Consider the following 26511-nt stretch of genomic DNA (forward strand, 5'->3'; position numbering starts at 1 on the left):
TGCTGCTGCTGGCCATCGCTGTCTTCGGGGGCAGAAGGCGATGAGCGGCCGTTCCGTGCGCAAAGGGGAATGGCTGGAGGTGCGGTTCGCAGCCGCTCCGGCTGACGGGCAGGCGCGCGATGCGGCTTCGCTTGGAGTGCCGGACAAGCTGCTGCGCAAGCTGCGGCAAACGGGAGGTTGTCTGGAAGAGGACCGGCTCGTTCGGCTGCGCCTGTTCCCCGAGGAGGAGGCCGGGTTTTCCGCTGTTTGGGCGGATGTCGACGTGCTTCACGAAGACGATTTCTGTCTCGTGGCGAACAAGCCGGCAGGAATGCCTGTCCATCCGTCGGTGCCGGGGCAAACGCATACGCTGGCGAACGCGGTAGCCGCACACTACGAGGCGACGGGGCAGGCGTGCCGGGTTCGCCATATCCACCGGCTCGACGATCAGACGTCAGGCCCGGTGCTGTACGCCAAAAACGAGCTGGCCCAGCTCGTGCTGGACGAAGCGATGCGGGCCAAAACGATCGTGCGGACGTATGCGGCCGTAGCGACGGGGAAGTTCGCCGTCGTGCGCGGAACGGTCGACGCCGCGATCGGGCGCGATCGGCATCATGCCGGCAAACGGCGCGTCAGCGCGTCGGGCGACCCGGCCGTGACGCATTACGAAGTCGTCGAGCAATTCCGCGAAGCGGCGCTGCTGCGCGTGCGGCTGGAGACCGGGCGCACGCACCAAATTCGCGTCCATATGAGCCACATCGGCCATCCGCTGCTCGGCGATCCGCTTTACGGCGCGGCGCCGGACCGCCGGCTTGGACCGACGATGGACCGGCAAGCGCTGCATGGCGAATCGCTCGGCTTCATTCATCCATGGACGAGCGAAACGATTCGTGTCGAATCGCCGCTGCCGGCCGATCTGGCCGCCTTTCTCGGCGCGCTGCGGCAAAAGAAATAGGCATGGACGCCTTCTCCCGCCCATATACTTGAAGGGGAACAATCGATTATGGAGGGATGGGAGGAGTTCGTGTGACGGAACAACAAGCCGGACTCAGGTTCGATATTTACGAACGCGTGCATTTGCCGGAAGGCTTCGCGGGCATTCGCGAGCTGGATGAAGTTGAATTGCTGCCGCACATTCAGGTGCACGACGACGGCGAACAGACGCTGCTGCGCGGCCATCTGTGGCTGACGGGCAAATACGTCGGCGAGGACGATTCGCCCGGCTGCACGCTGGAGCACTATATCCCCGTGGAAATAACGCTGCCGAAGCGGCGCGTTCGCCAAGTCGAAAGCATCGCGGTCGAAATCGACAATTTCGATATCGACCTGCTTGACAACCGGAGCATGAATGTGACCGGCGTGCTTTCGCTGCGCGGCATCGAAATGTTGTCCGGCGACCGGGATGCCTGGCTGGAGGACGAAGAAGTCGTGTTCGAGCATCGCGCGCAAGAGCCGACTGCCGTGGAAACGCCGCCGGTGTACATCGCTCCGCTGCCCGGCGCAAGCAACGACTTGACTCCTTCGCCGGGAGCGCCGTATCGGGCGCCCGATGCGGCTTTTTATGCGCCGTCGCAACCGTTGGGGCGGCAGCTCGGGCAGCCGCCGCAGGCATGGCCGCCGCAGCAGGCAAACTGGCCGCCGGCGCAGTCGGCTTGGCCGCCGCATGACGTGCAGGAGGAGCCGGCGATTCCCGCGGCGCAAGCCGCGCCTTCGTTCGAGCCGGAGCCGGAACCGGAGCCGTCGTTCGATTTGCCGGCCGACGATTTCCGCGAGGAAGCAACGGTGCAAACGCCGTACGTTCCGTTTGCCGCGGATCCGGCGATCGAAGCGCAGGCGAACGAAACGGTCGCCGCCGATGCAAAGAAGGAGATGCGAATCGCCTTCGGCAGCAAACCGGGCGATGCCGCCGACTCGATCAAGTCTTTGTCTTCGCTGCTTCCCGGCGGCTTCGCCGACTCGAGGCGCCTTCCCGAGCAGCCGTCCGCCGCAGAGGCGCAGCCTGCTGATGCGTCGCGCCCCGAACAAGTCGAATGGAAGAAGCTATTCCTTGGCTCCGCCGCGGAAGAACGCCCGTTCCGCAAAATGCGCATCTGCATCGTTCAGCGCGAAGAGACAATCGATTCGATCGCGGCCCGTTACCGGCTTAACGCGCGCGAAATATTGCTGCACAACCGGCTGTCGCAAAGCGATGTGGCCGAAGGCCAGATTTTGTACATACCCGGTTGACAATAGGAGCGCAGAACGGGAAATGCCCCGTTTGCCAAAGAAAAGGACCTCAGATTCCACGATACGGTGGAGGATGAGGTCCTTTTTCCCGCTGCAGACCGGCTCCGGCGGAGCCGGAAAACCATTCAGTAAAATTCGAGCAAAAAGCCGAGATACGCCAGAAAAAACAAAAACAGCAGCATCACGTCGAACGGATTGGGCAGCAGCAGCGTGCGCACGAACTGGAAGCAGATCAGCGGGAACAGCACGCCTTTGATCGTATAGCGGTATTTGCACCACCAGCGGTACATGCCATCACCTCGTTTGCAGAGGGTGTTCAAAAAATCGCCTTTCAAAGGCGATCTTTTGAACACGTACTTGTACATGGTATGACGCCGCCATGGGACTTTATGCCACGAGATTGTCCTGTTTATTCTACCAAATGCTTGTATTCCGAAGGCGTAAAGCCCGACTTCTTTTTGAAAATGCGGCTGAAGTACTTTTCGTCCGCGTAGCCGACTTTTTCCGCAATTTCGTAGATGGTGAGCGGCGTCGACTTGAGCAGCCGCTTCGCCTGCTCTATTCGCGCGTGCGTGACGTAATCGGAGATGGTGACCGACTCGACCTGCTTGAACAGGAAGCTGAGGTATTCCGGCGACAGGCACGTTTCTTTGGCCAGCTTCTCGAGCGTAATGTTGGCGGCATAATGGCAGTCGATATACAGCTTCGCCTTTTCGACGCTGGAGTGTTTGCCCGATTTGCGCAGCTCGATGGAGTGGCGCATGATCGCCGTCAGCATATTGCGGACGCAATCGACCATCGCCAGCAGCGATTCGCTGGATACGATGGCGTTAATGCGGGCCGGCGTCAGCCAGTCGCCGAGCCGGAATTTCGGATGCATGTCGCCGAGCACCTGGCAGGCGAACATGATCGTCTGCAAGCCGATGGCCTTCGTATGCATGATCGGAAATTCCGGCGACTTGACATATCGGCCGAACGTATCGAGCCAACGGTCGAGCTCGCCCGGGATGCCGACCTTCAGCGCGTTCCGCAGCTCGTCAAACCGCAGCGGGGCGTCTTTCTCCGGCTTGCCGGCGGACGTTCGTTCCCAGTCGATATCGCCGAGAAAAACGACTTCGCCCGGTCCCGTATAGTACTTGTATTCGAGGGCGGCCGAAGCCTGCTTGTAGGCGGCTTTGCCGCTCGCGTGAAGACCGCGGTGCAGCTGCGAGACGCCGACGTTGACCAGCCCTTTCCCCGTGCGGCCCGCCATGTCGCACAGCCGGCGCAAATCGGCGCGCAGCTCGGGCGAGAGCGCGCCGGCTCCCGTCACGACGACGGCGAGCCGCTGCCGGTCGTCCCAAGTCATCGCATGCAGGGGATAGCTGCCAAGCGCTTCGGCGGCAACCGCTTGCAGCGCGGCATTCATGGCCAGCCGATTCTCGTACGACGACGCTGCTGGTTCGTCTTGGTTCGGCTCGATGCCGACGACAATCGCCAGGAAGTCTCCCGCCGCCAGCGGCAAGCCGAGCTCGCCGACCTTCTCCGCGAACGCGGCCTCCTCCAGCGTCGCCCCGTCCAACAAGCTTCGCAAGAATCGCTCGCGATCAAGCGGCAGATGGTCCTCCATCTGCCGTTTGATGCTGCGCTCTTCTTCCCATTCGCCGCGCAGCCGGCTTATCGTCTCTTCCAGCTCGTCGATGTCAGGCGGCTTTAGCATATATTCCGAGGCGCCGAGCCGGATCGCCTGCTGCGCCAGGCCGAATTCGTCGAAGCCGCTGAGGAAGATCGACTTTACCTGCTGATGGCGCGCCCGCACCCGCTGCAGCAGCTCGATGCCGCCCATGCCCGGCATTTTGCAATCGACGATCAACAGATCGGGGCGCTCCCGCTCGATCCGTTCCAGCGCCGTAATCGCATTATCCGCCGGCTCCAGCCACGAGCAGCCGAGGCGTTCCCAGCCGATCAGCGAACGAAGCCCTTTGGCGACGATCGGTTCGTCATCGATAACCATCACTTTCATAGAGCTGTGCCCACTCCTTTTCGCCCGTAATTTGCGGAATGCGGAAGCGCACGGTTGTGCCGCCGCCCGGCTTGCTGTCGATGCGCAAGGCGTAGCGGGGACCGAACAGCATTTGCAGCCGTTCACTCACATTGTGGATGCCGTAGCCGCGCTTGTCATCGTGAGGGGCGGGATGCAGCAGCTGCCGCGTCTGCTCCTCCGTCATGCCGGACCCGTTGTCGTGCACGGCGAACGCGATATCGTCGCCCTCTTTGCGCACTTCCAGCTCCAGCACGTACGGCTGCTCCGCCAGCGCCTCGAAGGCGTGAATAATGCTGTTCTCGACGATCGGCTGCAGGATCAGCTTCATCGTCAAAAAAGGGGCGGTTTCCGGATCGATCGAATATTCGGGCGTGAAGCGGTTCGGGAAACGGGCATGTTGAATCAATATATAAGCTTTGATCTGCTCCAGCTCTTCGCGCACGGTGTAATAGTCTTTGCCCCGGTTGAGCGAAATGCGAAAGAGCCGGCTGAGCGACTGAACGACCTGCGCCGTCGTATGATCGCCGTTCATCTTGGAATTGAGGAAGATGAAGTCGAGCGTATTGTACAAAAAATGCGGCTCGATCTGCGCCTGCAGGGTGCGCAGCTCGATAATTTTCTGGTTCGTTTGGGCGATGTACACTTTCTGAATCAATTGGTTCAACTCGGCTACCATGTGGTTGTACTTTTGGCCGAGCAAGCCGATTTCGTCGTAGGAAGCGATTTCCACCTTCTGGTTGAAGTCGCCGCGCTTGAAATTGTTCATCGAGCGCAGCAGCTTCTGGATCGGCTGGGTGACGCTGCGCGACAGGAAGAAGGAAATGAGGCCGACTACGAGCAGAAGCAGCGTCGACAGGACGATCGTCGTCTGCAGCAGCTCGCCGTATTGCTGGCGAATGCTCGTCAGCGGCGTCAGGCTGACGGCCGTCCAGCCGTACGGCTCGATCCGCGAACCGGCGACGAGGTAGCGCCGCCCGTCGATCGTGCGCATGCTTGTCGCTCCGCTTGCGGCCAGCTGCCCGCGCAGCTCGACGTCGCGCTCGAGCGTGCGGCTGAACGCCGGATCGTCGGCGCGGCTCGCCATCAGGCTGCCGCCTTCGCCGAGCAGCACGAGGTTCGTTTTTTCGGCGATGTAGATGTCGTTGATCAAGCTTTGCAGCGTTTCTTTGCGGATGCCCATGAAGATCGAGCCGAGATTGAGCTGGCTGTTGAACGTGCCCATGATGCTGCGCGCGACCATCGGCTCGCTGTCCTGCTGTTCGGCGCGGAAGACGGGCGCGCTCGTCATGCTGAGCACCGCATCGCCGCTGCGTGCCGCAATCTGGCTATACAGCGCTGTCGTTTTGATATCCGGATACAGCTTGATTTCCCTATAGTTTTCGGCAAAATCGCGGTAGATCAGTCCGTTCTCGCCGTAGATAAGCACGAACGATATGTAGGTTTTCGTCTCTTTCAGCTTGTTGACGTAATCGAAGATCGGCCCGTAGAAATATACGTCCGGCACTTTCTGGGAGAGCAGATCCTGCACGCTTTCGTTGCTGACAATGTAAGAGGTGATGCCGTCGGCGTCGCCCAGGATCGACTTCAAATTGTCGGCGATCAACCGGATCGTTTGCGCCTGGTGACGTTCGGTTTGTTTCTCCAGCGAGCGGGTCGTCATGTCGTAGGCGTACGTACCGAGCCCGATCAGCGGGATCAGCACGAGGCACAGGAAATAAAGGAGCATACGCGTCTGCAGCCGGCGAAACCGAAACATGCTCGCACCCCTTTCCTTTTCTTCACTGTAGCAAGGAAGCTTGCCGCTTTCAACCGTTTGGCCGGAACATCTTAATCCAGTCCACCAAACCTTAAGCGAGTGCATTGCCGGTGCCCGGACCGCGCGCTATGATTAGGGCGAATCGACGCAAAACCACATTATGGGAGGGTCTAAGTCGCATGAAAAAGAAGCTAGCCATGCTCGTCGCCGCACCGCTTGCGCTTGTGTCCGTACTGTCCGCCTGCAGTTCGGACGGCGGCAAATCCGCTTCGTCAGCATCGCCTTCGCCAGCCGTTTCGTCGTCGCCGTCCTTGCAAGCGTCAGCCGCCGCGTCGGCCGCGCCGGCGGCCAAGCCGGGCGAGAAGAAGAAGCTCACCGTCTGGGCGGGCACGTCGTTCAGCCCGGAAGCGGACGCCATTCTGCATACGCGAATGCGCGAATGGGCGAAATACAACAACGTCGACCTGAACCTGCAAATTATGGCCGGCGCGCAGTTCAACGCCAAATATGCGGCGGCGCTGGAAGCGAAAACGATGCCCGACGTCGGCTACATCGATTACACGAATATCGGCAATTTCATCGACAAAAGCCAGCTCCTCGACATCAGCGATACGATCGCCAAGGCGGAGCAGGCGAACGGTCCTTTCTTCAAGGCAGGCATCGATTACGTCAAAAAGGACAATAAAATTTACGGCTTCCCTTACGCCAACAGCTCCTACGTGTTGTTCTACCGCAAAGATCTGTTCGCCAAGGCCGGCATCGCGGGGCCGCCGAAAACGTGGGAGGAATACCGCGCCGATGCCAAGAAGCTGAACGATCCGGCCAAAGGCATTTACGGCTCCGGCATCGTGCTCGGCAAAACGAACGACGGCGAACAGGAAGCGCGCAACATGTTCTGGTCGTTCGACAGCCTGTTCACGACGCCGGACGGCAAAACGCCGACGATCGACAACCCGAACACGCTGAAAGCGGTGCAAATGGTGACCGACATGTACCTCGTCGACAAATCGATTCCGCCGGCATCCACCTCGTGGGACGACTCCGGCAACAACAAGGCGTATTTGTCCGGCCAGGTGGCGATGATTACGAATCCGCCGACAGTGTGGACGTCGCTGTCGACCGCCGATCCGGTCGTCAAGGACAACACCGGTGTCGCCGCCATGCCGGCCGGTCCGAGCGGCACGGTGAAGAGCATGGGCGGCACGTACTACTATGGCGCGTTCAGCTCGACGAAAGAGCCGGATTTGGCGAAAAAGTTTTTATACGACATGTTTGCGGACAAAGAATTTTACAAAGTGTTCCATGAAAAAGTAGCGCCGGTATATGCACCCGTCTTCCAGAGCGACGCGCAAAGCGACATTTGGAAAATCGAAGTCAACAAGGCGGCGCTCGACACGATCAACAGCTATGCGTACCAAGGCTACCCGGGACCTTCTACCGCCGCTGCGTCGAACGTGTTCGCCAAGTTCCTCATTACGGAAATGTGGGGCAAAATTTTGATCGACAAAATGGATCCGGCCCAGGCGGTCAAGCAGCTGCAGGCCGCTTACGAACAGGTTTATGCTCAAAAGTGAGGCGAGAACGGCTTATTTGCTCGCTTTCCCGGCGTTCCTGTATTTGCTGGCTATCATGATCGTGCCGCTCGTCTGGGCGGTGTCGCTCTCCTTTACGGATAAGACGCTGGGCGGGGGAGCGCACTGGATCGGGCTTCACAATTACGCGGTGCTGCTGAAGGACAAGGCATTTTACCGATCGGTTTTCAACACGCTGGAATTTACTGTTCTGTCCGTGCTGCTGAAGCTGGCGATCGGGCTGGTCATGGCGCTCGTGCTCAACCAGGCGTTCGTCGGCCGCAACTTCTCCCGCGCGCTGCTGCTGCTGCCGTGGGCGCTGCCGTCAATCGTGGCGATTTTGACCTGGAAGTGGCTGTTTTCGGATATCGGAGGCTTGATCAATTACGTGCTGAAAGGCTTGGGGCTGATCGCGCAGCCTGTGCTGTTTCTGAACGACCGCACGTGGGCGATGGGCTCGATCGTGATGGTCAACGTCTGGAAAGGGATGCCGTTCATCGGCATCTCGCTCCTCGCCGGGTTGCAGACGATATCGCGGGAGCTGTACGAGGCGGCGGAAATCGACGGCGCGGGCCGGTTCCGCCAGTTTCTGTACATTACGATGCCGCTGCTGAAAAACGTCATCCTGCTGACAGCGCTCTTGAGCACGATTTGGACGTTTAACGCGTTCGACGTCGTGTACTTGCTGACGAACGGCGGGCCGGTCGACGCTACGACCGTCGTCTCGCTGTACAGCTACAACTTGTTGTTCGGCCAATCCGACTTGGCCAAGGCGATTACGGCGGCGGTCATTTTCCTGCCGGTCATGATCGTGCTGGTCAACGGGGTCGCCCGAATGACGCTAGATCAAGGCGAAGCGAGATGATGCACATGAAACGTGCCCTTGTGCTGCACAAGACGCTCCATTACTTGATCCTGGCCGTGTTCCTTGCGGCCGCCCTGATACCGATCTATTGGATGATCAATACGTCGTTCAAGCAAAATGCGGAAATATACCGCATCAACCCGACGCTGTGGCCGGAGAAGTTCGACTTCGCCGCCGGCTACGAGAAGCTGCTGCATTCCGACTTTCCCAAGCAGCTGCGCAACAGCTTCTACGTGTCGATGACGGTGTCCGTCGTGTCGGTGCTGATCAGCTTTCATGCAGCCTACGCGATCGCGAGGATGAATTTTGCCGGACGCCGGTTCGGCTCGCGGTTCATCCTGTACTGCTATTTGCTGCCGAGCAGCATCATGTTCATCCCGATGTACATGGTGGTGACGAAGCTGGGGCTGTCCGATTCGCTGCTCGGGCTGATCGTCGTTTACCCGACGTTCGTGATTCCGTATGCTACCTGGATTTTGACCGCGTATTTGCAGTCGATTTCCAAAGACATCGAACAGTCCGCCATCGTCGACGGCTGCACCCGGATCGGGGCGATGTACCGGATCGTGTTTCCGCTAGCTTCGCCCGGCATCGTGTCGACGTTCATCTTTTCATTCACGATGTGCTGGAGCGAATTTCTGTATTCGCTGGTCATCATTACGTCCCGCGACCACAAGACGATGACGGTCGGCTTGGCCGATCTGATCGTCACCGATATTTACCCGTGGGCGGCTTTGTCGGCGGGCGCCGTGTTTTCGACGATTCCCGTGCTGCTGCTGTTCGTCCTGGCGTCCCGCTACGTGACGACGGGCTTGACGGCCGGCGGCGTGAAGGCGTAGAGGCGCGATGAGCGACTGTTGTGGAAATGGGGGAACGGGGTTGCGCAAGGTGTTGATTTTGATGGCCGGCGTTTTTGAAAGTGTGCCGGATGCGCTCGGTTTGTTGCGGGAGCGCGGGTTTGACGTGATATTCAATCCTACCGGAAACAGCTACTGCGGCATAACGCCGTTCCGCGAGCTGCTCCCCGAGCTTGACGCGCTTGTGCTTGGCGGCGGCAAACTCGACGAATCGTTGTTCGCCGAAGCGAAGAAGCTGCGCGTTATCGCCTCGCTCGGCTCGGGCACGGATCATATCCCGCTGGGGCTTGCCCGTCAGCATGGGGTGGCGGTCGTCAACACGCGCGGCGCCAACGCGAGTGCTGTCGCGGAGCTGGCGATCGGCCATTTGATCGGCTTGCTGCGCCGGATCGCCGAGCTGAATTCGGCGACCAAACGCGGCGAGTGGGCCGGCGCGATGGCGAACATGGGCCGCGAGATCCGGGGCAAACGCGTCGGTCTGCTCGGCTTCGGTCTTGTGGCGCAGGCGTTTGCCCGCAAGCTGCAAGCGTTCGACGCCGATGTATACGCTTGCGATACGATGCCGAACGTTGCGGCTGCGTTGCAATATGGCGTTCGGTTCGCCGCTTTCGACGAAATCGTGGAGCAGTCCGATATCCTCAGCCTGCATATGCCGGGACTGGCGGACGGACAGCCGCTGCTCGGCGCCGGGCAGTTTGCGCGGATGAAAGACGGCGTTTATTTGCTCAACACGGCGCGGGCGAATTTGATCGATACGGCGGCGCTGGCGGAAGCGATCGGCTCGGGTAAAGTCGCCGCCGCCGCTATCGACGTGTACGACCGGGAGCCGGTCGATCCGGCCAATCCGTTGCTGGCGCTGGAACGGGTTGTGGCGACTCCGCATATCGGCGCTTCCACCTACGAATGCGTCCATGATGATTGTATGCTCGCGGTGCAAGCGATCGTCGACGTATTCGAAGGAAAGACGCCGCGTACGCTAGTGAATTAAGATTCGTTCGGAAGAAGGGGGTCTGGAGCGCATGCCGGTCAAATCAATCGAAGAGCTGCGCCATGTCGGCGCGCAAATATTCGTCTCCTGCGGCGCGCCTTTGCGCGAGGCGGAGCTTGTAATCGGCGAATTGATCGAGGCCAATTTGCTGGGGCTCGACTCGCACGGCGTTCAGCGGATCACCGAGTACGTGGATTCGGTGAAGAGCGGCTGGACGATTCCCGGCGCGCCGGTGACGGTGCTCAAGGAAACGGCGACAACGGCGATCGTCGACAGCGGGCGCAATTTTGGCGCCGTCAGCTCGCGGAAGATGGTCGACATCGCGCTGGAGAAAGCGCAGACGCAGATGATGGCGGTTGTGACCGCCAAACGGTCCAACCATGTCGGGCGGCTCGGCGCCTGGGTGCAAAAACTCGCCGACCGCCGGATGATCGGCCTGGCTTACGCCAACGGCGGCAAACGCGGGCACATCGTCACGCCGTGGGGCGGACGCGAGGGCCGGCTGAACACGAACCCGATCGCGTACGCATTCCCGACGAGCGGTCATCCCGTCGTCTACGACATCGCGACGTCGATGGTGCCGGAAGGCAAAATCCGCGTGATGCAGAAGCTCGGCAAGCAGCTGCCGCCCGGCAGCATCCAGAAAGCGAACGGGGAGCCGACGACCGATCCGAACGACTTCTACGGCCCGCCGCGCGGGACGATTTTGCCGTTCGGCTCCGAGCTCGGCTTCAAGGGCTTCGGCCTCGGGCTGCTCGCGGAAATCATGTCGAGCGTGCTTGTCGGCGAGGAGTTGTCGGAGGAGTACAACTACGGCAACGGGTTTACGCTGATCGCGATCAACCCGGAAGCGTTTTGCGGGTCGGATGCGTTCGTGGCGCTGATGGATGAGCTGCACCGCTACGTCGTGTCGTGCCCGCCTGCCGCCGGCTTCACGGAGGTACTCATGCCCGGCGATCTGGAGTTTCGCACGCGGGAGAAGCGGCTCGCCGAAGGCATCCTTCTCGACGACGAAACGTGGGCGGAAATCGAGCGGGCGGGCCGCTTCGTCGGCTGCTCGTTATTCGCGTGAGCGTGGAGGAGCGGGCGGATCCGGGGCATATGCGCTAAAGTGGCAGATGAGTGGGAGTAGCAAGGCGGTTGGATATTTATTTCGAAAAATAGGCCATATTTTCTTGGCTATTTCGCTTAAAATGGCCGGCTGCAACGAAATAGCCAGTGAAATCGCTGGTTATTTCGTCGAAAATCCCCATTTTACGGCTGTTGGGGCCAAATAGGCCATGTTTTCACTGGCTATTTTCGCTGCGGCAGCTGAAAACGGGCAAATAAGCCATTTTTCATTGGCTATTCGGGGGACTGAACGCGTTTGCTCGCGGCAGCGCCAGCGTCGATAGCGCCATGCCAACTCCGCTTATACCCGTGTTGACTATCGGGCATAATATGGGTATGATAGACAGTAAAATCGACGAAGATCGGGAGTAGTAGACAACGAACCCTTCAGAGAGCGGAGCCGGTCGCTGGAAGGCTCTGCAGGACGTAATTGTCGAAGTCGCCCGGGAGTTGCAGCATCCAAGCGGAGGAGCACAAGAGTTCCGAACAAGCCTACGGCTTAAGCGCGCGTTTCAGCGCCGTCGCCGGTGGCCGCCCCCCATCCGCCAAATCTGCCGGCCGCAGCCGTTATCTGCATCCGAGTGTCGTGCCGGCCGGGTCTAACGGAATCGGCGCGAAATGAAGGTGGTACCACGGAAGATCAGCCTTTCGTCCTTTGCGGCGAAGGGCTTTTTTGGCTTTTTAGCGAAATGGAGGAACTGGTCATGGCAGAGAACAACAGTCTCGGCACGCAGGCAAACGAAACCGAAATCGAAACCGAAACGGCGGCCCAGGCGCAATCGCAATCCGCAATGCCGACGACGTACGATCCGAAGGAAGCGGAGCGCAAATGGTACGACTACTGGCTGCAAGGCGGCTTCTTCAAGGCGGGCGAACGCCCCGAAGCGAAGCCGTACACGATCGTCATACCGCCGCCGAACGTCACGGGCATGCTGCATATCGGGCATGCGCTCGATTTTACGCTGCAGGATATTATGGTGCGCACGAAGCGCATGCAAGGCTACGACGCGCTGTGGCTGCCCGGCAGCGACCATGCCGGCATCGCGACGCAAACGAAGGTCGAGCAGAAGCTGCGCGAGCAAGGCGTCACGCGCTACGACCTCGGCCGCGAGAAATTTCTGGAGAAAGTGTGGGAGTGGAAGGAGCTTTACGCGGGCACGATTCGCGAGCAGTGGGCGAAGATGGGCTTTTCGCTCGACTATTCGCGTGAAAGGTTCACCCTCGACGAAGGGCTGTCGAGCGCCGTGCGCGAAGTGTTCGTCCGTTTGTACGAGAAAGGGCTCATCTACCGCGGCAAAAAAATCATCAACTGGGATCCGGCGGCCCGTACGGCGTTGTCCGATATTGAAGTGGAGTACAAGGAAGTGCAGGGCAACCTGTACCACCTGAGCTACCCGCTCGCCGACGGCACCGGTTCGATCGTCGTCGCCACGACGCGCCCGGAAACGATGCTGGGCGACACGGCGGTTGCGGTGCATCCGGACGATGACCGCTACAAGCACATGATCGGCAAAAACCTCGTGCTGCCGATCATCGGCCGCGAAATTCCGGTCGTCGCCGACGAATACGTCGACAAGGAGTTCGGCTCCGGCGCGGTGAAGATTACACCGGCGCACGATCCGAACGACTTCGAAGTGGGCCAGCGCCACAATCTGCCGCAAGTGCTCGTGATGGACGAATCCGGCACGATGAACGCCGAAGCCGGCAAGTACAACGGGTTGGACCGTTTCGTCTGCCGCAAGCAAATCGTCGCGGACATGAAGGAGCTCGGCGTACTGGTCAAAATCGAAGAGCACGTGCACCAGGTCGGTCACAGCGAGCGCAGCGGCGCGGTGATCGAGCCGTATTTGTCGACGCAGTGGTTCGTGGCGATGAAGCCTTTGGCCGAACGCGCGATCGCCTCGCAGAAATCCGGCGCCGGCGTCAACTTCGTGCCCGACCGTTTCGACAAAACGTATTTGCAATGGATCGAAAATGTCCGCGACTGGTGCATTTCCCGCCAGTTATGGTGGGGACACCGCATCCCGGCGTGGCATTGCCAAAGCTGCGGCGCGATCCACGTCAGCCGCGAGGATGCGGTGCAGTGCCCGCGCTGTGAAAGCACGGAGCTGAAGCAGGACGAGGACGTGCTCGACACGTGGTTCAGCTCGGCGCTTTGGCCGTTTTCGACGCTCGGCTGGCCGGATGAAACCAGCGAGGATTTCAAACGCTTTTATCCGACCGATCTGCTGGTGACGGGTTACGATATCATTTATTTCTGGGTGGCGCGGATGATCTTTACCGCCCTGGAATTTACCGACCGCATCCCGTTCCGCGACGTGCTGCTCCACGGCCTCGTGCGCGACGCCGAAGGGCGCAAAATGTCCAAGTCGCTCGGCAACGGCGTCGACCCGCTCGAGGTAATCGAGAAGTACGGCGCGGACGCGATGCGCTTCATGATTTCGACGAGCAGCACGCCGGGCCAGGATTTGCGCTTCCGCTGGGAGCGGGTCGAACAGGCGCGCAACTTCGCCAACAAAATTTGGAATGCGTCGCGGTTTGCGCTGATGAACCTCGAAGGCGTGACCGCCGCCGACATCGATCTGAGCGGCAAGTTGGGCACGGCGGACCGCTGGATTCTGCACCGGCTGAATGAAACGGTTCGCGACGTCACGCGGCTGATCGACAGCTACGAATTCGGCGAAACCGGACGGCTGCTGTACAATTTCATCTGGGACGATCTGTGCGACTGGTATATCGAATTCAGCAAGCTGTCGCTGTACGGCCAGGATGCCGAAGCGAAACGTTCGACGCAATCGGTGCTCGCTTACGTGCTCGACCGCACGCAGCGGCTCATTCATCCGTTCATGCCGTTCATCAGCGAAGAAATTTGGCAGCACCTGCCGCATGAAGGCGACACGATCGTACTGGCTCCGTGGCCGACGGCACAGGCGGAGCACGAAGCGCCGGACGCGGTGCGCGAGATGGAGCTGCTGATGGATACGATTCGCGCCGTGCGCAACATCCGCGCCGAAGTGAATGTGCCGATGAGCAAAAAGATCGAGCTGCTGATCAAACCGGGCAGCGAGGAGACGCTGGCGATTCTGCGGGCGAACGAAACGTATGTGCAGCGTTTCTGCAACACGTCGAAGCTGGAAGTCGACCTTGAGCTGGCGGCGCCGGACAAGGCGATGACGGCCGTCGTTTCGGGGGCGGAGCTGATGCTGCCGCTTGCCGGCCTGATCGACATCGCCCAGGAAATCGCCCGCCTGGAGAAGGAAGTGCAGACGCTGAACGGCGAAGTGGAACGGATCGAAAAGAAGCTCGGCAACGAAGGCTTCGTGGCCAAGGCGCCGGCGCGCGTCATCGAGGAAGAGAAGGCGAAGCTGGCCGACTACGCGGACAAACGGAGCAAGGTATCGGCACGTCTGGCCGAATTGAAGGAAACGCTCTAGGGCGTGTCTGAATACTCCGAGGGGAACAGATTGTGCCGAATTTTCGTCCCATGCAAGGAAGTTTTGAGCAGGCTTACCGGGGGTAAGTCAAGCAAAAGTGACGCAGCAGGGGGCGAAAAGGCGGTGCAAGTTGACCTCGAGCGGGTTTTCAGACACGCCCTAGCACACACGAAGCGGGTGTTGTTGTCAACACCCGCTCGCGATTTCATATATTAAAGGGATGAGTCAAATGGATCTTGCAGAAAGTCCGGCCGTCGCCGGATTCGGCACTTACGAGGAAGCCGTCCGTTGGATTACGTCGCGCGTTTCCTTCGGCATCCGCCCGGGGCTCCTGCGCATGGAATCGCTGATGGAACGGCTCGGCAATCCGCACCGGCGGCTGAAATTCATTCATGTGGCGGGCACGAACGGCAAAGGCTCGACCTGCGCCTATTTGAGCGCGGTGATCGCCCGCTGCGGGTACGACGTCGGCACGTTCACGTCGCCGTACCTGGAGAAGTATACGAACCGGATCAAGGTGAACGGCGCCGACATCGGCGAAGCCGATTTGCTGCGGCTGGTGAACGAGATGAAGCCGCATGTCGAGGCAATCGCCGCCGGCGAGCTCGGCGAACCGACGATGTTTGAAGTGAGCACGGCTTTGGCGATACTGTATTTTGCCAGGGTGGCGTATCCGGACTTTGTCGTCTGGGAAACCGGTCTCGGCGGCCGGCTCGATTCGACGAACATCGTGACGCCGATCCTGTCGGTCATCACGAATGTGCAGCACGATCATATGGAAATTCTCGGCGATACGCTCGAGAAGGTGGCCTTCGAGAAGGCCGGCATCGTCAAAAACGGCGTCCCCGTCGTCAGCGCGGTGGAACAGCCCGGCGTCGTGGAAACGATCGAAGCGGTGTGCAAGGAGCGGAAGGCGACGCTTTATTTGCTTGGGCGCGAGTTCGATTATGAGCCGGTGGAGTCGCAGCTGGATAGGCAAACGTTCGATTTTCGCGGACCGTTCCGCGGGCTGGAGCGGCTGCCCATCACGCTGAACGGCAGCCACCAGTTCAAGAACGCCGCCGTCGCCGTCATGGCGCTGGAGGTGCTGCGCCAGTATTACGCGTTGATCGTGGACGACGAGGAATTGCGCGAAGGGCTGGCGGCGACGCAGTGGCCCGGCCGGCTCGAGATGGTATCGGAGCAGCCGCGCATCCTGCTTGACGGGGCGCACAATCCCGAAGGAGCGGAATCGCTGGCGGCGGCGCTGCGCGTCGTCTATCGCTACCGGAAGCTGCGCTTCCTGATGGGCATGCTGTCGACCAAGAATCATTCGGGATACCTGGATCATATACTACCATTGGTCGATACGCTGATCGTGACGGAGCCGGTTTGGGTGAAAAAGATGGACGCCTCCGCCCTCGCCGATCTGGCGCGCAAGAAGGCGGCGGAAATCGGCGCAACCGTGGAAATCGTCGTCGAACCGGATTGGAAACTGGCGCTGGAGCAGCTTGAGCGGTCAACCGGCGAAGACGATTTGGCGGTAGTGGCGGGGACGCTTTATTTGATCTCGGACGTACGGTCGTGGATTTTGCATAAATCCGATTCTGAAAAAGGTTGGTGAGCGGGCCGTGAGTGTGACGGAACATGTGCATTTTATCGGGATCGGCGGCTACGGGATGAGCGCGATTGCCAAGGTGATGCTGGAAATGGGGTATCACGTGTCGGGCTCCGACCTGGCGCAGCAGGAATTGACGGAGAAGCTCGTCGCCAAAGGGGCGCAGGTGTATATCGGCCATGAAGCGGGCAATGTGCAAGGGGCCGATCTGGTCGTTTATTCGACCGCGCTGCCGAAAGACAATGTCGAAATCAAACGCGCCGAAGAGCTGAACATTCCGATTTTGCACCGTTCGCAGATGCTCGCCCGGCTCATGAACGACCGCAAAGGAATCGCCGTTGCGGGCGCGCACGGGAAAACGACGACGTCGTCGATGATTTCGCTGGTGATGGAAGCTTGCGGGCAGGACCCGACTTTCATCATCGGCGGAGAAATCATGAACGTCGGCAGCAATGCCAAAGCGGGCAAAGGCGAATATGTCGTCGCCGAAGCCGACGAAAGCGACGGCACGTTCCTGCAGTACCATCCGACGCTTGCCGTCGTGACCAATATCGAAGCCGATCATCTCGAAAATTATGACGGCGATTTCAATCAATTGAAAGCTGCGTACGCGCAGTTTCTCAGCCAGGTGAAGGACGGCGGCAAAGCGATCGTCTGCAGCGACGACGAACACGTGCGGGAGCTGATGCCGCACATCAACGGCGAAGTGGTGACGTTCGGCATCGATCGCGAAGCCGATTACAGGGCGACGGACATTCGGCTCGGCGACCGTCGGGTGTCGTTTGGCGTCGTCCACGCGGGCGTTCCGCTCGGCGAGCTGACGCTGTCGATTCCGGGGCGGCACAACGTGTACAACGCATTGGCGACGCTGATCGCCTGCCTGGAGGCGGGCCTTACGTTTGACCAGGTCGCAGCGACGATCACCGACTTCCGCGGCGCGAAGCGGCGGTTCCAGGTGCTGGGCGACCAGGACGGCATTCTCGTGATCGACGATTACGCGCACCACCCGACGGAAATCCAGGCGACGATCAGCGCCGCCAAGGCGACCGGCAAACGGATCATTGCCGTGTTCCAGCCGCAGCGGTATACGCGCACCTTTTTCCTGTTCGATCAGTTCAGCCGCGCTTTCGCCGAGGCGGATGAAGTGATCATCACCGACATTTACAGCCCGGCGGGCGAAAAGCAGATCGAAGGCGTCAGCTCCGGCCGGCTCGTCGAGCTGATTCGCATCAACAGCAACGCCAATGTCGAGTATGTGCCGACGAAGGAAGAGGTGCTCGACCGGCTGCTGGCGAGCGTGCACAGCGGCGATCTGGTGCTGACGATGGGCGCCGGCGACATCTGGAAAGCGGCCGACGGCCTGGCGAAAGCGATTCGCAGCCGGCACGTGTCGTAAGCTACAAAACCTGCCCCCGGCAATAGGGGGCAGGTTTTTTTGATAATAGCCAGTGAAAAATGGCTTATTTGCTCAACTTGGGGTGTCTCGTCGGAAATAACCAGTGAAAACACTGGCTATCTCAATCCCGGAACCCGAAAATCGACCATTTCAAAGAAATAACCAGTGATATTACTGGCTATTTCGGAGAGGCGGACCTTTTTTGGCGAAATAAGCCACAAAACATGGCCTATTTGGCAGACGGCACCGATCGGAGCGGCACAGAAGCAAAATTGGCTTGCTGCTGCGCTGACTCGCCTCTAACGCTCCCCCGCCGCACAGCGCCGCTTGTACTCCGCCGGGGTAATGTCGTACCCCTTCTTGAACAGCTTGATCAAATAATTGTCGCTGGCGATGCCGACCCGTTCGGCGATTTCGCCCAGGCTCAGGTCCGTGCTCGCCAGCAGCCGGGCGGCGTGTTCGAGCCGCGTCTTGTGCACGAAGTGGATCAGCGTGTCGCCGGTCTTGCGCCGGAACAGACCGCTCAAATAATGTTTGTCCATGGCGGCGTATTTGGCCATCGATTCCAGCGTGATGTCGGTATGATAGTGCAGCCGGATGTAGTGCACGATCTTGTTGATTTCCGGATGATCGGTGAACCGCGAATGCGCTTCGATCGTTTCGTTCAACCGGCGTTCGCCTTCGGCCTGCAGCCAGGCGAGCAGCTCGCCGTGGGTGCGGAAGCGGTCCGTGTCGAACGGGCCCGGCTCGCTGCGGCCGACGATGCGGTCGAACGTCGCCAGCAGCCGTTCGGCCGTCTGCTTGACCTGTACGCTCGGCACCGCCGCATGCGCCATGTCCGCCCAGATGCCGGCGAGCTGCCGGCGAAACTCGCCCGCTTTCATCTCCTCGAACGCCTGGAACAACTCGCGTTCCTGCGGCCAAGCGATCGTCTGCCGCCCCGCGGAAGCAGTCGCAACAGCCGCCGCCCCGGCTGACGCACCGACCGCGCCGACCGCGGTGCCGGCCGAACCGGCCGCTTCGCCGTACCAGACGGCGTCCAGCTTGCGCAGCGCTTGACGCCACTGCCGCGGCAGGTCGGCCGCATCCGCCGCTTCCGTACGCACCGCGTCCGGCAGCGTTGCCGCCCAGGCGGCGATGCTCGCTTCATCGCGCGGTTCGCGCTCGCGCCCCGCTTCGCGCCACAGAAACCACGTCGCGATCCCGGCTTTGGCGAAAGCGTGCGCTTGCAGCGGCAGCGGGTCGCCGCCCTCGTCCCGCGGCATGCTGCGGGCGTAACGCTCCGCTTCGCCGCCGGCAAGCGCCGCCACGATCGTCACCCTGCGGTTCGCCTTGCCTTGAAACTGCGGCGCGGCTTCAGGCGCCGCCGGTTGTTTATCCTGGCCGAACATCCGCTCCCACAGCTGGCCGTAATGGCGCAGGAACGGCCCCGCCGCGAGCTGCGCCTGCAGACTGTCGCGCTCGTCCAGCTTCGACCGCACCTTGAGCAGCAGCTGCCGCATCTGCTCGACGGTCATCGACAGCTTGAGCACATAGCTGAAAGCGCCGTATTCGAGCGCCTGCCGCGCATATTCGAATTCGTTCATGCAGGTGAGCATGACGAACTGCGAGTCGAGGCCGGCGCGGCGCACGTGCTGCAGCAGCTCGATGCCGTCCATGATCGGCATAACGATGTCGCTGATGATCAAATCCGGCTTGAGCTGCATAATCCGCTCCAGCGCCTCTTCGCCGTCGCCCGCCTCGCCGGCCAGCCGGAAGCCGAGCTGCTCCCACGGAATCAGCTTGCGCACCCGCTCCCGAACGGCTTCTTCGTCTTCAACGAGAAATACGGTCCGCATCCGGTTTCTCCTCCTCCGAATAAGGATTGGACAGCAGCAGCGGCAGCCGCATGCGCGCCAGCGTTCCTTCCGCCAGCGGCGTCAGCGTCAGCTCCGCTTCGCCGCGGAACATAAGCGCCAGCCGTTCGCGCAAATTAATAACCCCGATGCCCTTGCGATACTTGCGCGGCGCCGCCGACCGCGACACTTCCAGGCCAACGCCGTTGTCTTCCACTTCGAGCAGCAGCGTGTCGCCGGCGGAATACGCCCGAATAGCGATGCGGCCTTGCCGCTTCAGCGGCGTGATGCCGTGCTGGATCGCGTTTTCGACCAGCGGCTGCAGCCCGAACTTCGGCGCCAGCGCAAATTGCAGCGATTCGTCAAAATCGATCGCAATATCGAGTTTTCCCGCATAACGAATTTGCTGCAAATTCACGTAAGCGGAAATGAGCTCCAGCTCATCCTTCAAGTAGATCAGCTCCGATTCGCTGGCCAGGCTCGACTCCAGCAGCATGCCAAGCGATACGCAAGCTTCGGCGATCGTTTCCTCCTCGTGGCCTATGGCGATCCATTTGATCGTGTTCAGCGTATTGAGCAGGAAATGCGGGTTCATCTGGGTGAGCAGCATCTGGAAGCGAAGCGCTTCCTTTTGCCGTTCCTCGATTTTGAGCTTGCGAATGAGCGCGTCCATGTCGACGATCATCTGGTTGTAAGCATGCGTGAGCGAGGCGATTTCGCCGGCATACGGGTTTTCCTTCATTTGCTGCTTGAAATTGCTGTCCGCCGTGCGCAGCATATTTTTTTTCAACTGGAGCAGCGGCCTTGTGACCAATGACGAAATCAGCACGGTAAGGCCCAGGAACAGGCCGGTCAAGCCGAGCATCGTAATCCAGAATTGCCGCTTCATCTGCTGAATATTGCCGAGAAACAGGTTGAGGTCGAACTGGCAGCCGAGCTGCCAATGAAACGACGTCAGCGGAATCGAGCTGATGACGTAGGGGCCGTCCGACCGGGTATACAAACCGCCATCGCTTTTTCGGGCGGTCATATCGCGGATGGCGTGCGATTCGATCGTCATGGCCGGCTCCGTTTGCGTCAGCAGTCCCCCGTCGTTGCCCAGCAGAAAATAATTTTGCTTGACCGGGAATTTGGCCACGCTCGTCTTCAGCCATGTCGTATAGTCGAAAAACACGAATAGGAGGGCGTTTGGCGTTTCGCGATTGCCTTTGAGCGTCGTCGTCAGCGTCACGTAAGGCGTATTGCCGGGCGCATAACGGCCAAGCAAGTCGACCGGGGAGGCGTCCGACCACTCGCTGAGATACGGATTTTCCAGCAGGGCGCGAATGGCGGGCTGGCTGACGAAGGTGCGGTCGCTTTTTTGCAGCTCGGGAATGTAGGACATGTACAGCCCGCCGTTCTCGCCGGCCAGCAGAAATTGCACGGAAATGCCATTGCCGAAGTCGATCCGGTTCTCCATATCGGCAAATTTCGTTTTGACGATTTTCGTTTCTTCCGGCATCGTTCCCGGGCGGTCGAGGATGGCGATCATCTCCGGGTCGTTCTCGAACAGCAGCACCGCATTCTGGATCGACACCTTCATGTCCTCGAAGTTGCTTTTGAGGAAGGCGAGCTGTTCCCGGTTCTGGCTGACCAGATTGGCGCGGATCGTGTTGTCGATCGTACCAAAGCTGTAAAGCTGAAAGCCCGTGTACGGCAGCAAAATAAAAATGAGAAACGCCAGCATCAGCCGGTATTTGATTTGGGCCGGAAGCAGCTTGGCAATGATGCGGTTGGCCGGCATCGAAAGTCCCTCCTGGCGCCGAAGAATCGTGGTTTCATCGTAGCACAGCGACTGCCGACTGACCACCAGGCCACTAAAATCGTACGATGCAAAAGATAAAATCGTATCTGTCGAACGTTTCGGATCGGGTGCTACGATAAGGCTACTCAACCGACAAGGGCAGGTGAACACCATGAAAAATGCAGCCGCCGCCGGGCATCTCGCCAACATTACCGCGGGAGGCGCGCGCAAAAACGGGCTGCTACAGCGCATGTGGCGATACAAGGAGCTGCTGCTCATGCTCCTGCCGGGCCTTGCCTGGTTCGTCGTATACAAGTATTTCCCGATCTACGGCGCGCTCATCGCATTCAAGGATTACGACATTCTGAAAGGGATTACAAACAGCCCGTGGGCGAATCCGTGGTACAAGCACATCAAGTTTTTCATCGATTCGCCGTATTTCTCGCAGCTGATCGGCAACACGCTGCTGATCAGCGTGTACCGGCTGGCGTTCGGCATGCTGCCGCCGATCGTGCTGGCCATTCTGTTCAACGAATGCCGGGTCGGCTGGCTGAAGCGGTTTTCACAGACGGTGACGTACATGCCGCACTTTCTGTCCTGGGTAATCGTGTACGGCATTCTCGTCGCGCTGCTGTCGCAAAGCACGGGGCTCGTCAACCGCTGGATCGTCGACTCCGGCCATTCGTCGGTGCCGTTCCTCAGCTCGAACGACTGGTTCCGCACCATTCTGATCAGCTCCGACATTTGGCAGGGCGCCGGATGGGGCGCGATCATCTACCTGGCGGGCATTGCGGCGATCGATCCGACGCTTTACGAAGCGGCCCGCGTCGACGGCGCCGGGCGGTTCAGGCAAATCTGGCACATTACGCTGCCGGGCATTCGTTCCGTGATCGTGCTGCTGTTCATTTTGCGGCTCGGGCATATTATGGACGCCGGTTTCGACCAAATTTTCGTCATGTACAACATCAATGTGTACCAGGTCGCCGACATTATCGACACCTGGGTGTACCGCAGCGGTTTGGAGCAGCTCAATTTCAGCTTGTCGTCGGCCGTCGGCCTGTTCAAGTCGTTCATCGGGCTTGCGCTGGTGCTGGTCGCCAACCGGCTGGCGAAACGGTGGGGGGGCGGCATATGGTAAGCGGGGCCAAAGACCGCGTGTTCGACGCTTTTGTCGCAGCAGCGCTGATTGTCGTCATCCTGATCGTATTGTTTCCGCTGTTTTTCGTCGTGTCGAGCTCGCTGACGCCATATTCCGAGGTGCTGAAAAACGGCGGCTTCATCCTGATCCCGCACGCGCTGTCGTTCGAAGCCTATGCGACGCTGCTGAACCAGGCGCAAATTCCGCGCGCCTTTGTCGTGACCGTCATCGTGACCGTCGTCGGCACGCTGGTCAATTTGCTGCTGACGGTGTTCACCGCCTACCCGCTCAGCCGCCGGCAAACGCCGCTGCGCCAGACGTTTCTGTTCGTTGTCGTGTTTACGCTGCTGTTCAGCGGGGGGCTCATCCCCACCTATTTGATCGTCAAAAGCACGGGGCTGCTCAACTCGATCTGGGCGATGATTATTCCGACCGCGATATCGCCGTTCAACGTGCTGCTGATGAAAAGCTTCTTTCAGGAAATTCCCGACGATCTGTTCGAGCAGGCGCGCATCGACGGCGCTTCCGAAACGCGAATCATGCGCAGCATCGTGCTGCCGGTGTCGCTGCCGTCGGTGATGACGATCGGCTTGTTTTACGCGGTGGGACACTGGAACGAATTTTTTCAGGCCATCTTCTATATTTCCAAACGCGAGCTGTACCCGCTTCAAGTGCTCATCCGGCAAATATTGACTGCGGGCGAGTCGCTCGACAACGTGGATATCAAAGTGCCGACGATGTCCTTGCAGATGGCGTCGATTGTGCTGGCCAGCATTCCCGTCATCGCCGTATATCCGTTCGTGCAGAAGCATTTTGTCAAAGGGGTGATGCTTGGCGCGGTCAAAAGCTGAAGGCGGCATCCGAGGGGTCTTTGACTGAATGGGGCAAAAGGTTCACAACTTTCACTTTTGGGAGGGGCAATCGCATGAACAAACAAAGCAAATGGCTGGTTTCGGCAAGCGCGCTGCTTGCCGTAGGAACGGTGCTCGGCGCCTGCTCGAGCAAATCGGAAACGCCGGCGGCGCAACCGTCCACGGCGCCGTCCGCCTCGGCAACGGCATCCGCTTCGCCGTCCAAGGCGCCCGACGACGACAAGAGCAAAAAGTTCAAGATCGAAATCATGAAAGATTTGGGCGCCGGCGCGGCGATGCCGTCCGCGGACAAAGACGCGCTGCGCCCGGTGTTCGAAAAAGAGCTGAACATCGACTTCGTGCTCAATCCGGTGCCGGAATACGACAGCAAGCTGAACGTGCGCGTGGCGGCAAACGATTTTCCCGACGCGTTCGTGCTGAATAAACAGAAGGTCGACGATTTTTCCAAACGCGGCGTGCTGCTCGATCTGGCGCCGTACAAAGACAAGCTGCCGAACCTGCAAAAATATTTGGGCAACGAAATTTTCAACAACGGCGTTCAGAATGGCAAAATGTACTTCATTCCGGGTTTGCCGGGGCAGTCGCAGCGCTATTTTACGTACTGGATTCGCACGGACTGGCTGGCCAAGGTCGGCATGCAGCCGCCGAAAACGCTCGAAGAGCTGGCGGCGGTGGCGAAAGCGTTTACGTTGAACGATCCCGACGGCAACGGCAAGCAGGATACGTACGGCATTACCGGCAACGGGCTTGCCGCGTTCGACCCGATCTTCGGCGCATTTGGCGTCAACATGGGCATCGGCGATTTGCTGCAGGGCGAATTTACGATCAAGGACGGCGCGCTGCAGAACAGCCTGTACGCGCCGAAGATGAAGGACGCATTGACGTATATCAACCAGTTGATCAAGGGCGGCTACGTCGACCCCGAGCTGGTGGCGAACAAGTCGGCCAATGTGCGTACGGCGGCGTTCCAGGGCAAAGCCGGCATCGCCTTCATCGATTGGGCGAGTATGATGAAGGACGAATACGTGCAGCAGTGGAAGGCGGTCAACGCCAAGGCGGAATGGGCGCAGCTGGAAGCGATTCAGGGAACGGGCGGCCGTTCGAACAACGTGTGGGAAGTCGGAGCGGGCGGCGGCGGCATCGTGCTGCCGAAGTCGCTGGAGAAGGACCCGGCCAAGCTGAACCGGGTGCTGGCGCTGCTTGACTACATGGGCACGCAGAAAGGCGCTTATCTCAGCCAGTTCGGCATCGAAGGCGTGCATTACAATATCCAGAACGGGGTTGTGGTGCCGACGCCGAAGCTGGCCGAGGAAGGCACTTACTTCTTCTTGTATCAAATGTTCGGCCGCGACGACAAGGTATACCTGCCGTCGAAATTCGCCAAGCAGCAGCCGTACATCGACAACGCGTTCAATCAGCCGCACGAAATGTCTTACACGACCGAAGTTCCGCTGCCGGAAGGCTACAATGCGGCCGATGCGAGCCGTTACATCGCCGAGCAGCTCGTGCAGTTCGCCTACGGCAAAACGGCGATCGACCAGTACGACAAGTTCCTGTCGAACCTCGAGACGACGTTCAAGTACAAGAGCTTCCTGGACGGCGCGCAAAAATATTTCAAGGACAAAGGCGCGATCAAATAAACCGATAAGGCGGAGCGGACGGAAGGAGGAACGGCTGCGGCGCGTTCCTCCGAAGCCGTTCGAAGGAGGGAAATGGCATGCAACATATTGATGAGCAGCTTCAGACGGCGATTGCCGGCCAATATGACGTTATTGTGGCGGGGGCCGGCCCGGCGGGCGTGGCGGCGGCGATTCGTTCGGCGCGCTCCGGCGCGCGAACGGCGCTGTTCGAAGTGGCGGGCTGCCTCGGCGGCGTGTGGACGGCGGGCATGCTGGCGTGGGTGTTCGATTTCGACCAGGCCGGCTTCAGCCGCGAGCTGACGCGGGAGCTGGACCGGCGCGGGGCGCGCCGGGGGACGAACCCGGACAAGTACGTGTACGAAATCGAAGCGATGAAGCTGCTGCTGGAGGAAATGTGCGCGGAAGCGGGTGTGACCGTGCAACTGCATACGCGTGTCGTCGCGGCGACGAAGGACGGCAGCGGCCGGCTGCGCAACGTGATCACGGAGTCGAAGTCGGGCCGGCAGGCATGGTCGGCTGCTGCGTTCGTCGATTGCACCGGCGACGGCGACCTCGGGGCGCTGGCCGGCAACGGCTTCGACTACGGCCTCGAAGGGACGGGGGAAACGCAGCCGATGACGTTCATGGCGCTCGTCAATGTCAAGGACGCGGCGGCAATCAAGGAGTACATCTCCTTCTACGAAGGCGATCTCGACAAGGAGCTGCGCGAGCTGGCGTGGCAAGGCTTCCTGCGCGAAATCAACCGCGCCGGGCTGGAGCCGTCCTATATGCGGCCGACACTGTTCCATATTCGCGACCAGTTGGTTGCGATTATGGTCAACCACGAGTACGGCGTAACGCCGTTCGACGAAGCGCAGGTAACGGCGGCGACGCTGCGCGCCCGCCGCGAAGTAAGCGCCATCGTCGACGCGTTGCGCGCGCTGGGCGGGGTGTGGGAAGGCATCCAGTTGGTCGCTTCTGCCGACCAGATCGGCGTGCGCGACGGCAGGCGCCTCCACGGCCGCTATAAGGTGACGCGCGACGATATCGTGGCGGGAGCGCGTCACGAGGATGCTGCGGCGTACGTCAAATTTGGCGTCGACGTGCATTCGTTCAGCAAGGAGAAAAACCGCCACGAGAACGGTTTGTCCAACTACGGCATCAAGTCGAAGCCGTACGACATTCCGCTGCGCGCGCTGATCGCCCGCGATGTCGACGGCCTGCTGATGGCCGGACGGTGCATCAGCGGCGACTACATCGCGCATTCCAGCTACCGCGTCACCGGCAATTCCGTCGCCACGGGCGAAGCGGCCGGCGCGGCGGCGGCGCTCAGCGCGGCGAGCGGCGTGCTGCCGCACGAGCTGGCGTGGCCGGACGTGCGGCGGCTGATGGATCGCGAAGACGCGTAGCGCAGGCGAAAGCGAAAGCCGCCCCCGTTGCCTCGATAGTTGAGGCCGGGGGC

19 protein-coding genes and 1 other annotated feature are annotated in these 26511 nt (G+C 60.1%); of the genes, 14 read left to right on the forward strand and 5 right to left on the reverse strand.

From position 1 onward, the window contains the following. Positions 1-40 precede the first annotated feature (40 nt). Together EXY20_RS21260 and EXY20_RS21265 are read left to right on the forward strand one after the other, a co-directional pair. On the forward strand, positions 41-934 hold the full coding sequence (locus EXY20_RS21260; RefSeq protein ID WP_135554125.1) for an RluA family pseudouridine synthase: 894 nt from the start codon (positions 41-43) through the stop codon (positions 932-934). 71 nt (positions 935-1005) lie between these two features. Beyond that, complete coding sequence (locus EXY20_RS21265; RefSeq protein WP_135554126.1) at positions 1006-2205, forward strand: LysM peptidoglycan-binding domain-containing protein; 1200 nt, start codon at positions 1006-1008, stop codon at positions 2203-2205. A gap of 125 nt (positions 2206-2330) precedes the next feature. Here the strand turns inward: EXY20_RS21265 and EXY20_RS39090 are convergent, their stop codons facing one another. The 3 genes from EXY20_RS39090 to EXY20_RS21275 form a co-directional block, all read right to left on the reverse strand. Continuing rightward, the gene (locus tag EXY20_RS39090; RefSeq protein ID WP_167859405.1) at positions 2331-2495 is read right to left on the reverse strand and encodes a hypothetical protein; all 165 of its coding nucleotides are present in this window, start codon (positions 2493-2495) and stop codon (positions 2331-2333) included. A gap of 119 nt (positions 2496-2614) precedes the next feature. Further along, the gene (locus tag EXY20_RS21270; RefSeq protein ID WP_135554127.1) at positions 2615-4207 is read right to left on the reverse strand and encodes a response regulator; all 1593 of its coding nucleotides are present in this window, start codon (positions 4205-4207) and stop codon (positions 2615-2617) included. Then, positions 4185-5984, reverse strand: coding sequence for a cache domain-containing sensor histidine kinase (locus EXY20_RS21275; protein WP_167859406.1), 1800 nt, complete (start codon positions 5982-5984; stop codon positions 4185-4187). Before EXY20_RS21275 ends, EXY20_RS21270 begins: the two co-directional genes overlap by 23 nt. 179 nt (positions 5985-6163) lie before the next feature. On the opposite strand from EXY20_RS21275, the gene EXY20_RS21280 reads away from it, so the two are divergent. From EXY20_RS21280 to murC, 8 genes are all read left to right on the forward strand, one after another. After that, entirely contained in the window at positions 6164-7558 is a 1395-nt protein-coding gene (locus tag EXY20_RS21280; RefSeq protein ID WP_167859407.1) for an ABC transporter substrate-binding protein, read from the forward strand. Beyond that, positions 7545-8420, forward strand: coding sequence for a carbohydrate ABC transporter permease (locus EXY20_RS21285; RefSeq protein ID WP_135554130.1), 876 nt, complete (start codon positions 7545-7547; stop codon positions 8418-8420). Before EXY20_RS21280 ends, EXY20_RS21285 begins: the two co-directional genes overlap by 14 nt. Positions 8421-8425: 5 nt before the next feature. Then, on the forward strand, positions 8426-9259 hold the full coding sequence (locus tag EXY20_RS21290) for a carbohydrate ABC transporter permease (RefSeq protein WP_135554131.1): 834 nt from the start codon (positions 8426-8428) through the stop codon (positions 9257-9259). A 49-nt stretch (positions 9260-9308) separates the two neighbouring features. After that, a complete protein-coding gene (locus EXY20_RS21295; RefSeq protein WP_235886137.1) occupies positions 9309-10265 on the forward strand; it encodes an NAD(P)-dependent oxidoreductase in 957 nt (318 codons plus the stop codon). A 31-nt stretch (positions 10266-10296) separates the two neighbouring features. Further along, positions 10297-11337, forward strand: coding sequence for an Ldh family oxidoreductase (locus EXY20_RS21300; RefSeq protein WP_135554133.1), 1041 nt, complete (start codon positions 10297-10299; stop codon positions 11335-11337). A 387-nt stretch (positions 11338-11724) separates the two neighbouring features. After that, positions 11725-12034 (forward strand) — a binding site (T-box leader). Between the two features lie 132 nt (positions 12035-12166). Then, positions 12167-14809, forward strand: coding sequence for a valine--tRNA ligase (locus EXY20_RS21305; RefSeq protein WP_167859426.1), 2643 nt, complete (start codon positions 12167-12169; stop codon positions 14807-14809). A 220-nt stretch (positions 14810-15029) separates the two neighbouring features. Then, the gene (locus EXY20_RS21310) at positions 15030-16412 is read left to right on the forward strand and encodes a bifunctional folylpolyglutamate synthase/dihydrofolate synthase (protein WP_135554135.1); all 1383 of its coding nucleotides are present in this window, start codon (positions 15030-15032) and stop codon (positions 16410-16412) included. Positions 16413-16419: 7 nt separating this feature from the next. After that, on the forward strand, positions 16420-17802 hold the full coding sequence (gene murC, locus EXY20_RS21315) for a UDP-N-acetylmuramate--L-alanine ligase (RefSeq protein WP_135554136.1): 1383 nt from the start codon (positions 16420-16422) through the stop codon (positions 17800-17802). 299 nt (positions 17803-18101) lie between these two features. On the opposite strand, the gene EXY20_RS21320 is transcribed toward murC, so the two are convergent. Together EXY20_RS21320 and EXY20_RS21325 are read right to left on the reverse strand one after the other, a co-directional pair. Beyond that, positions 18102-19640, reverse strand: coding sequence for a response regulator transcription factor (locus EXY20_RS21320; protein WP_135554137.1), 1539 nt, complete (start codon positions 19638-19640; stop codon positions 18102-18104). After that, positions 19618-21420, reverse strand: coding sequence for a sensor histidine kinase (locus tag EXY20_RS21325; protein WP_167859409.1), 1803 nt, complete (start codon positions 21418-21420; stop codon positions 19618-19620). The genes EXY20_RS21320 and EXY20_RS21325 overlap by 23 nt, the downstream gene beginning before the upstream one ends. Positions 21421-21592: 172 nt before the next feature. On the opposite strand from EXY20_RS21325, the gene EXY20_RS21330 reads away from it, so the two are divergent. The 4 genes from EXY20_RS21330 (at position 21593) to EXY20_RS21345 (ending at position 26458) form a co-directional block, all read left to right on the forward strand. Further along, positions 21593-22558 carry an ABC transporter permease gene (locus tag EXY20_RS21330; RefSeq protein ID WP_135554139.1) on the forward strand — a complete coding sequence of 322 codons (966 nt, stop codon included), beginning with the start codon at positions 21593-21595 and terminating at the stop codon, positions 22556-22558. Continuing rightward, entirely contained in the window at positions 22552-23409 is an 858-nt protein-coding gene (locus tag EXY20_RS21335) for a carbohydrate ABC transporter permease (protein WP_135554140.1), read from the forward strand. The genes EXY20_RS21330 and EXY20_RS21335 overlap by 7 nt, the downstream gene beginning before the upstream one ends. A 74-nt stretch (positions 23410-23483) precedes the next feature. Next, positions 23484-25070: a type 2 periplasmic-binding domain-containing protein gene (locus EXY20_RS21340; protein ID WP_135554141.1), complete on the forward strand. Its 1587-nt coding sequence runs from the start codon at positions 23484-23486 to the stop codon at positions 25068-25070. Positions 25071-25147: 77 nt separating this feature from the next. Beyond that, the gene (locus EXY20_RS21345; protein ID WP_135554142.1) at positions 25148-26458 is read left to right on the forward strand and encodes an FAD-dependent oxidoreductase; all 1311 of its coding nucleotides are present in this window, start codon (positions 25148-25150) and stop codon (positions 26456-26458) included. Positions 26459-26511 lie beyond the last annotated feature (53 nt).

The sequence above is a fragment of the Paenibacillus cymbidii genome (genome assembly GCF_004764705.1).
Taxonomy (GTDB): domain Bacteria; phylum Bacillota; class Bacilli; order Paenibacillales; family NBRC-103111; genus Paenibacillus_AN; species Paenibacillus_AN cymbidii.

Bases quoted from the DNA above. Each gene is read 5' to 3' on its own strand.
- EXY20_RS21340 (WP_135554141.1), top strand. From the start codon at position 23,484: ATGAACAAACAAAGCAAATGGCTGGTTTCGGCAAGCGCGCTGCTTGCC.
- EXY20_RS21320 (WP_135554137.1), bottom strand. From the start codon at position 19,640: ATGCGGACCGTATTTCTCGTTGAAGACGAAGAAGCCGTTCGGGAGCGG.
- EXY20_RS21335 (WP_135554140.1), top strand. From the start codon at position 22,552: ATGGTAAGCGGGGCCAAAGACCGCGTGTTCGACGCTTTTGTCGCAGCA.
- EXY20_RS21270 (WP_135554127.1), bottom strand. From the start codon at position 4,207: ATGAAAGTGATGGTTATCGATGACGAACCGATCGTCGCCAAAGGGCTT.
- EXY20_RS21275 (WP_167859406.1), bottom strand. From the start codon at position 5,984: ATGTTTCGGTTTCGCCGGCTGCAGACGCGTATGCTCCTTTATTTCCTG.
- EXY20_RS21310 (WP_135554135.1), top strand. From the start codon at position 15,030: ATGAGTCAAATGGATCTTGCAGAAAGTCCGGCCGTCGCCGGATTCGGC.
- EXY20_RS21305 (WP_167859426.1), top strand. From the start codon at position 12,167: ATGCCGACGACGTACGATCCGAAGGAAGCGGAGCGCAAATGGTACGAC.
- EXY20_RS21280 (WP_167859407.1), top strand. From the start codon at position 6,164: ATGAAAAAGAAGCTAGCCATGCTCGTCGCCGCACCGCTTGCGCTTGTG.
- EXY20_RS21345 (WP_135554142.1), top strand. From the start codon at position 25,148: ATGCAACATATTGATGAGCAGCTTCAGACGGCGATTGCCGGCCAATAT.
- EXY20_RS21260 (WP_135554125.1), top strand. From the start codon at position 41: ATGAGCGGCCGTTCCGTGCGCAAAGGGGAATGGCTGGAGGTGCGGTTC.
- EXY20_RS39090 (WP_167859405.1), bottom strand. From the start codon at position 2,495: ATGTACCGCTGGTGGTGCAAATACCGCTATACGATCAAAGGCGTGCTG.
- EXY20_RS21325 (WP_167859409.1), bottom strand. From the start codon at position 21,420: ATGCCGGCCAACCGCATCATTGCCAAGCTGCTTCCGGCCCAAATCAAA.
- EXY20_RS21300 (WP_135554133.1), top strand. From the start codon at position 10,297: ATGCCGGTCAAATCAATCGAAGAGCTGCGCCATGTCGGCGCGCAAATA.
- EXY20_RS21330 (WP_135554139.1), top strand. From the start codon at position 21,593: ATGAAAAATGCAGCCGCCGCCGGGCATCTCGCCAACATTACCGCGGGA.
- EXY20_RS21290 (WP_135554131.1), top strand. From the start codon at position 8,426: ATGAAACGTGCCCTTGTGCTGCACAAGACGCTCCATTACTTGATCCTG.
- EXY20_RS21285 (WP_135554130.1), top strand. From the start codon at position 7,545: ATGCTCAAAAGTGAGGCGAGAACGGCTTATTTGCTCGCTTTCCCGGCG.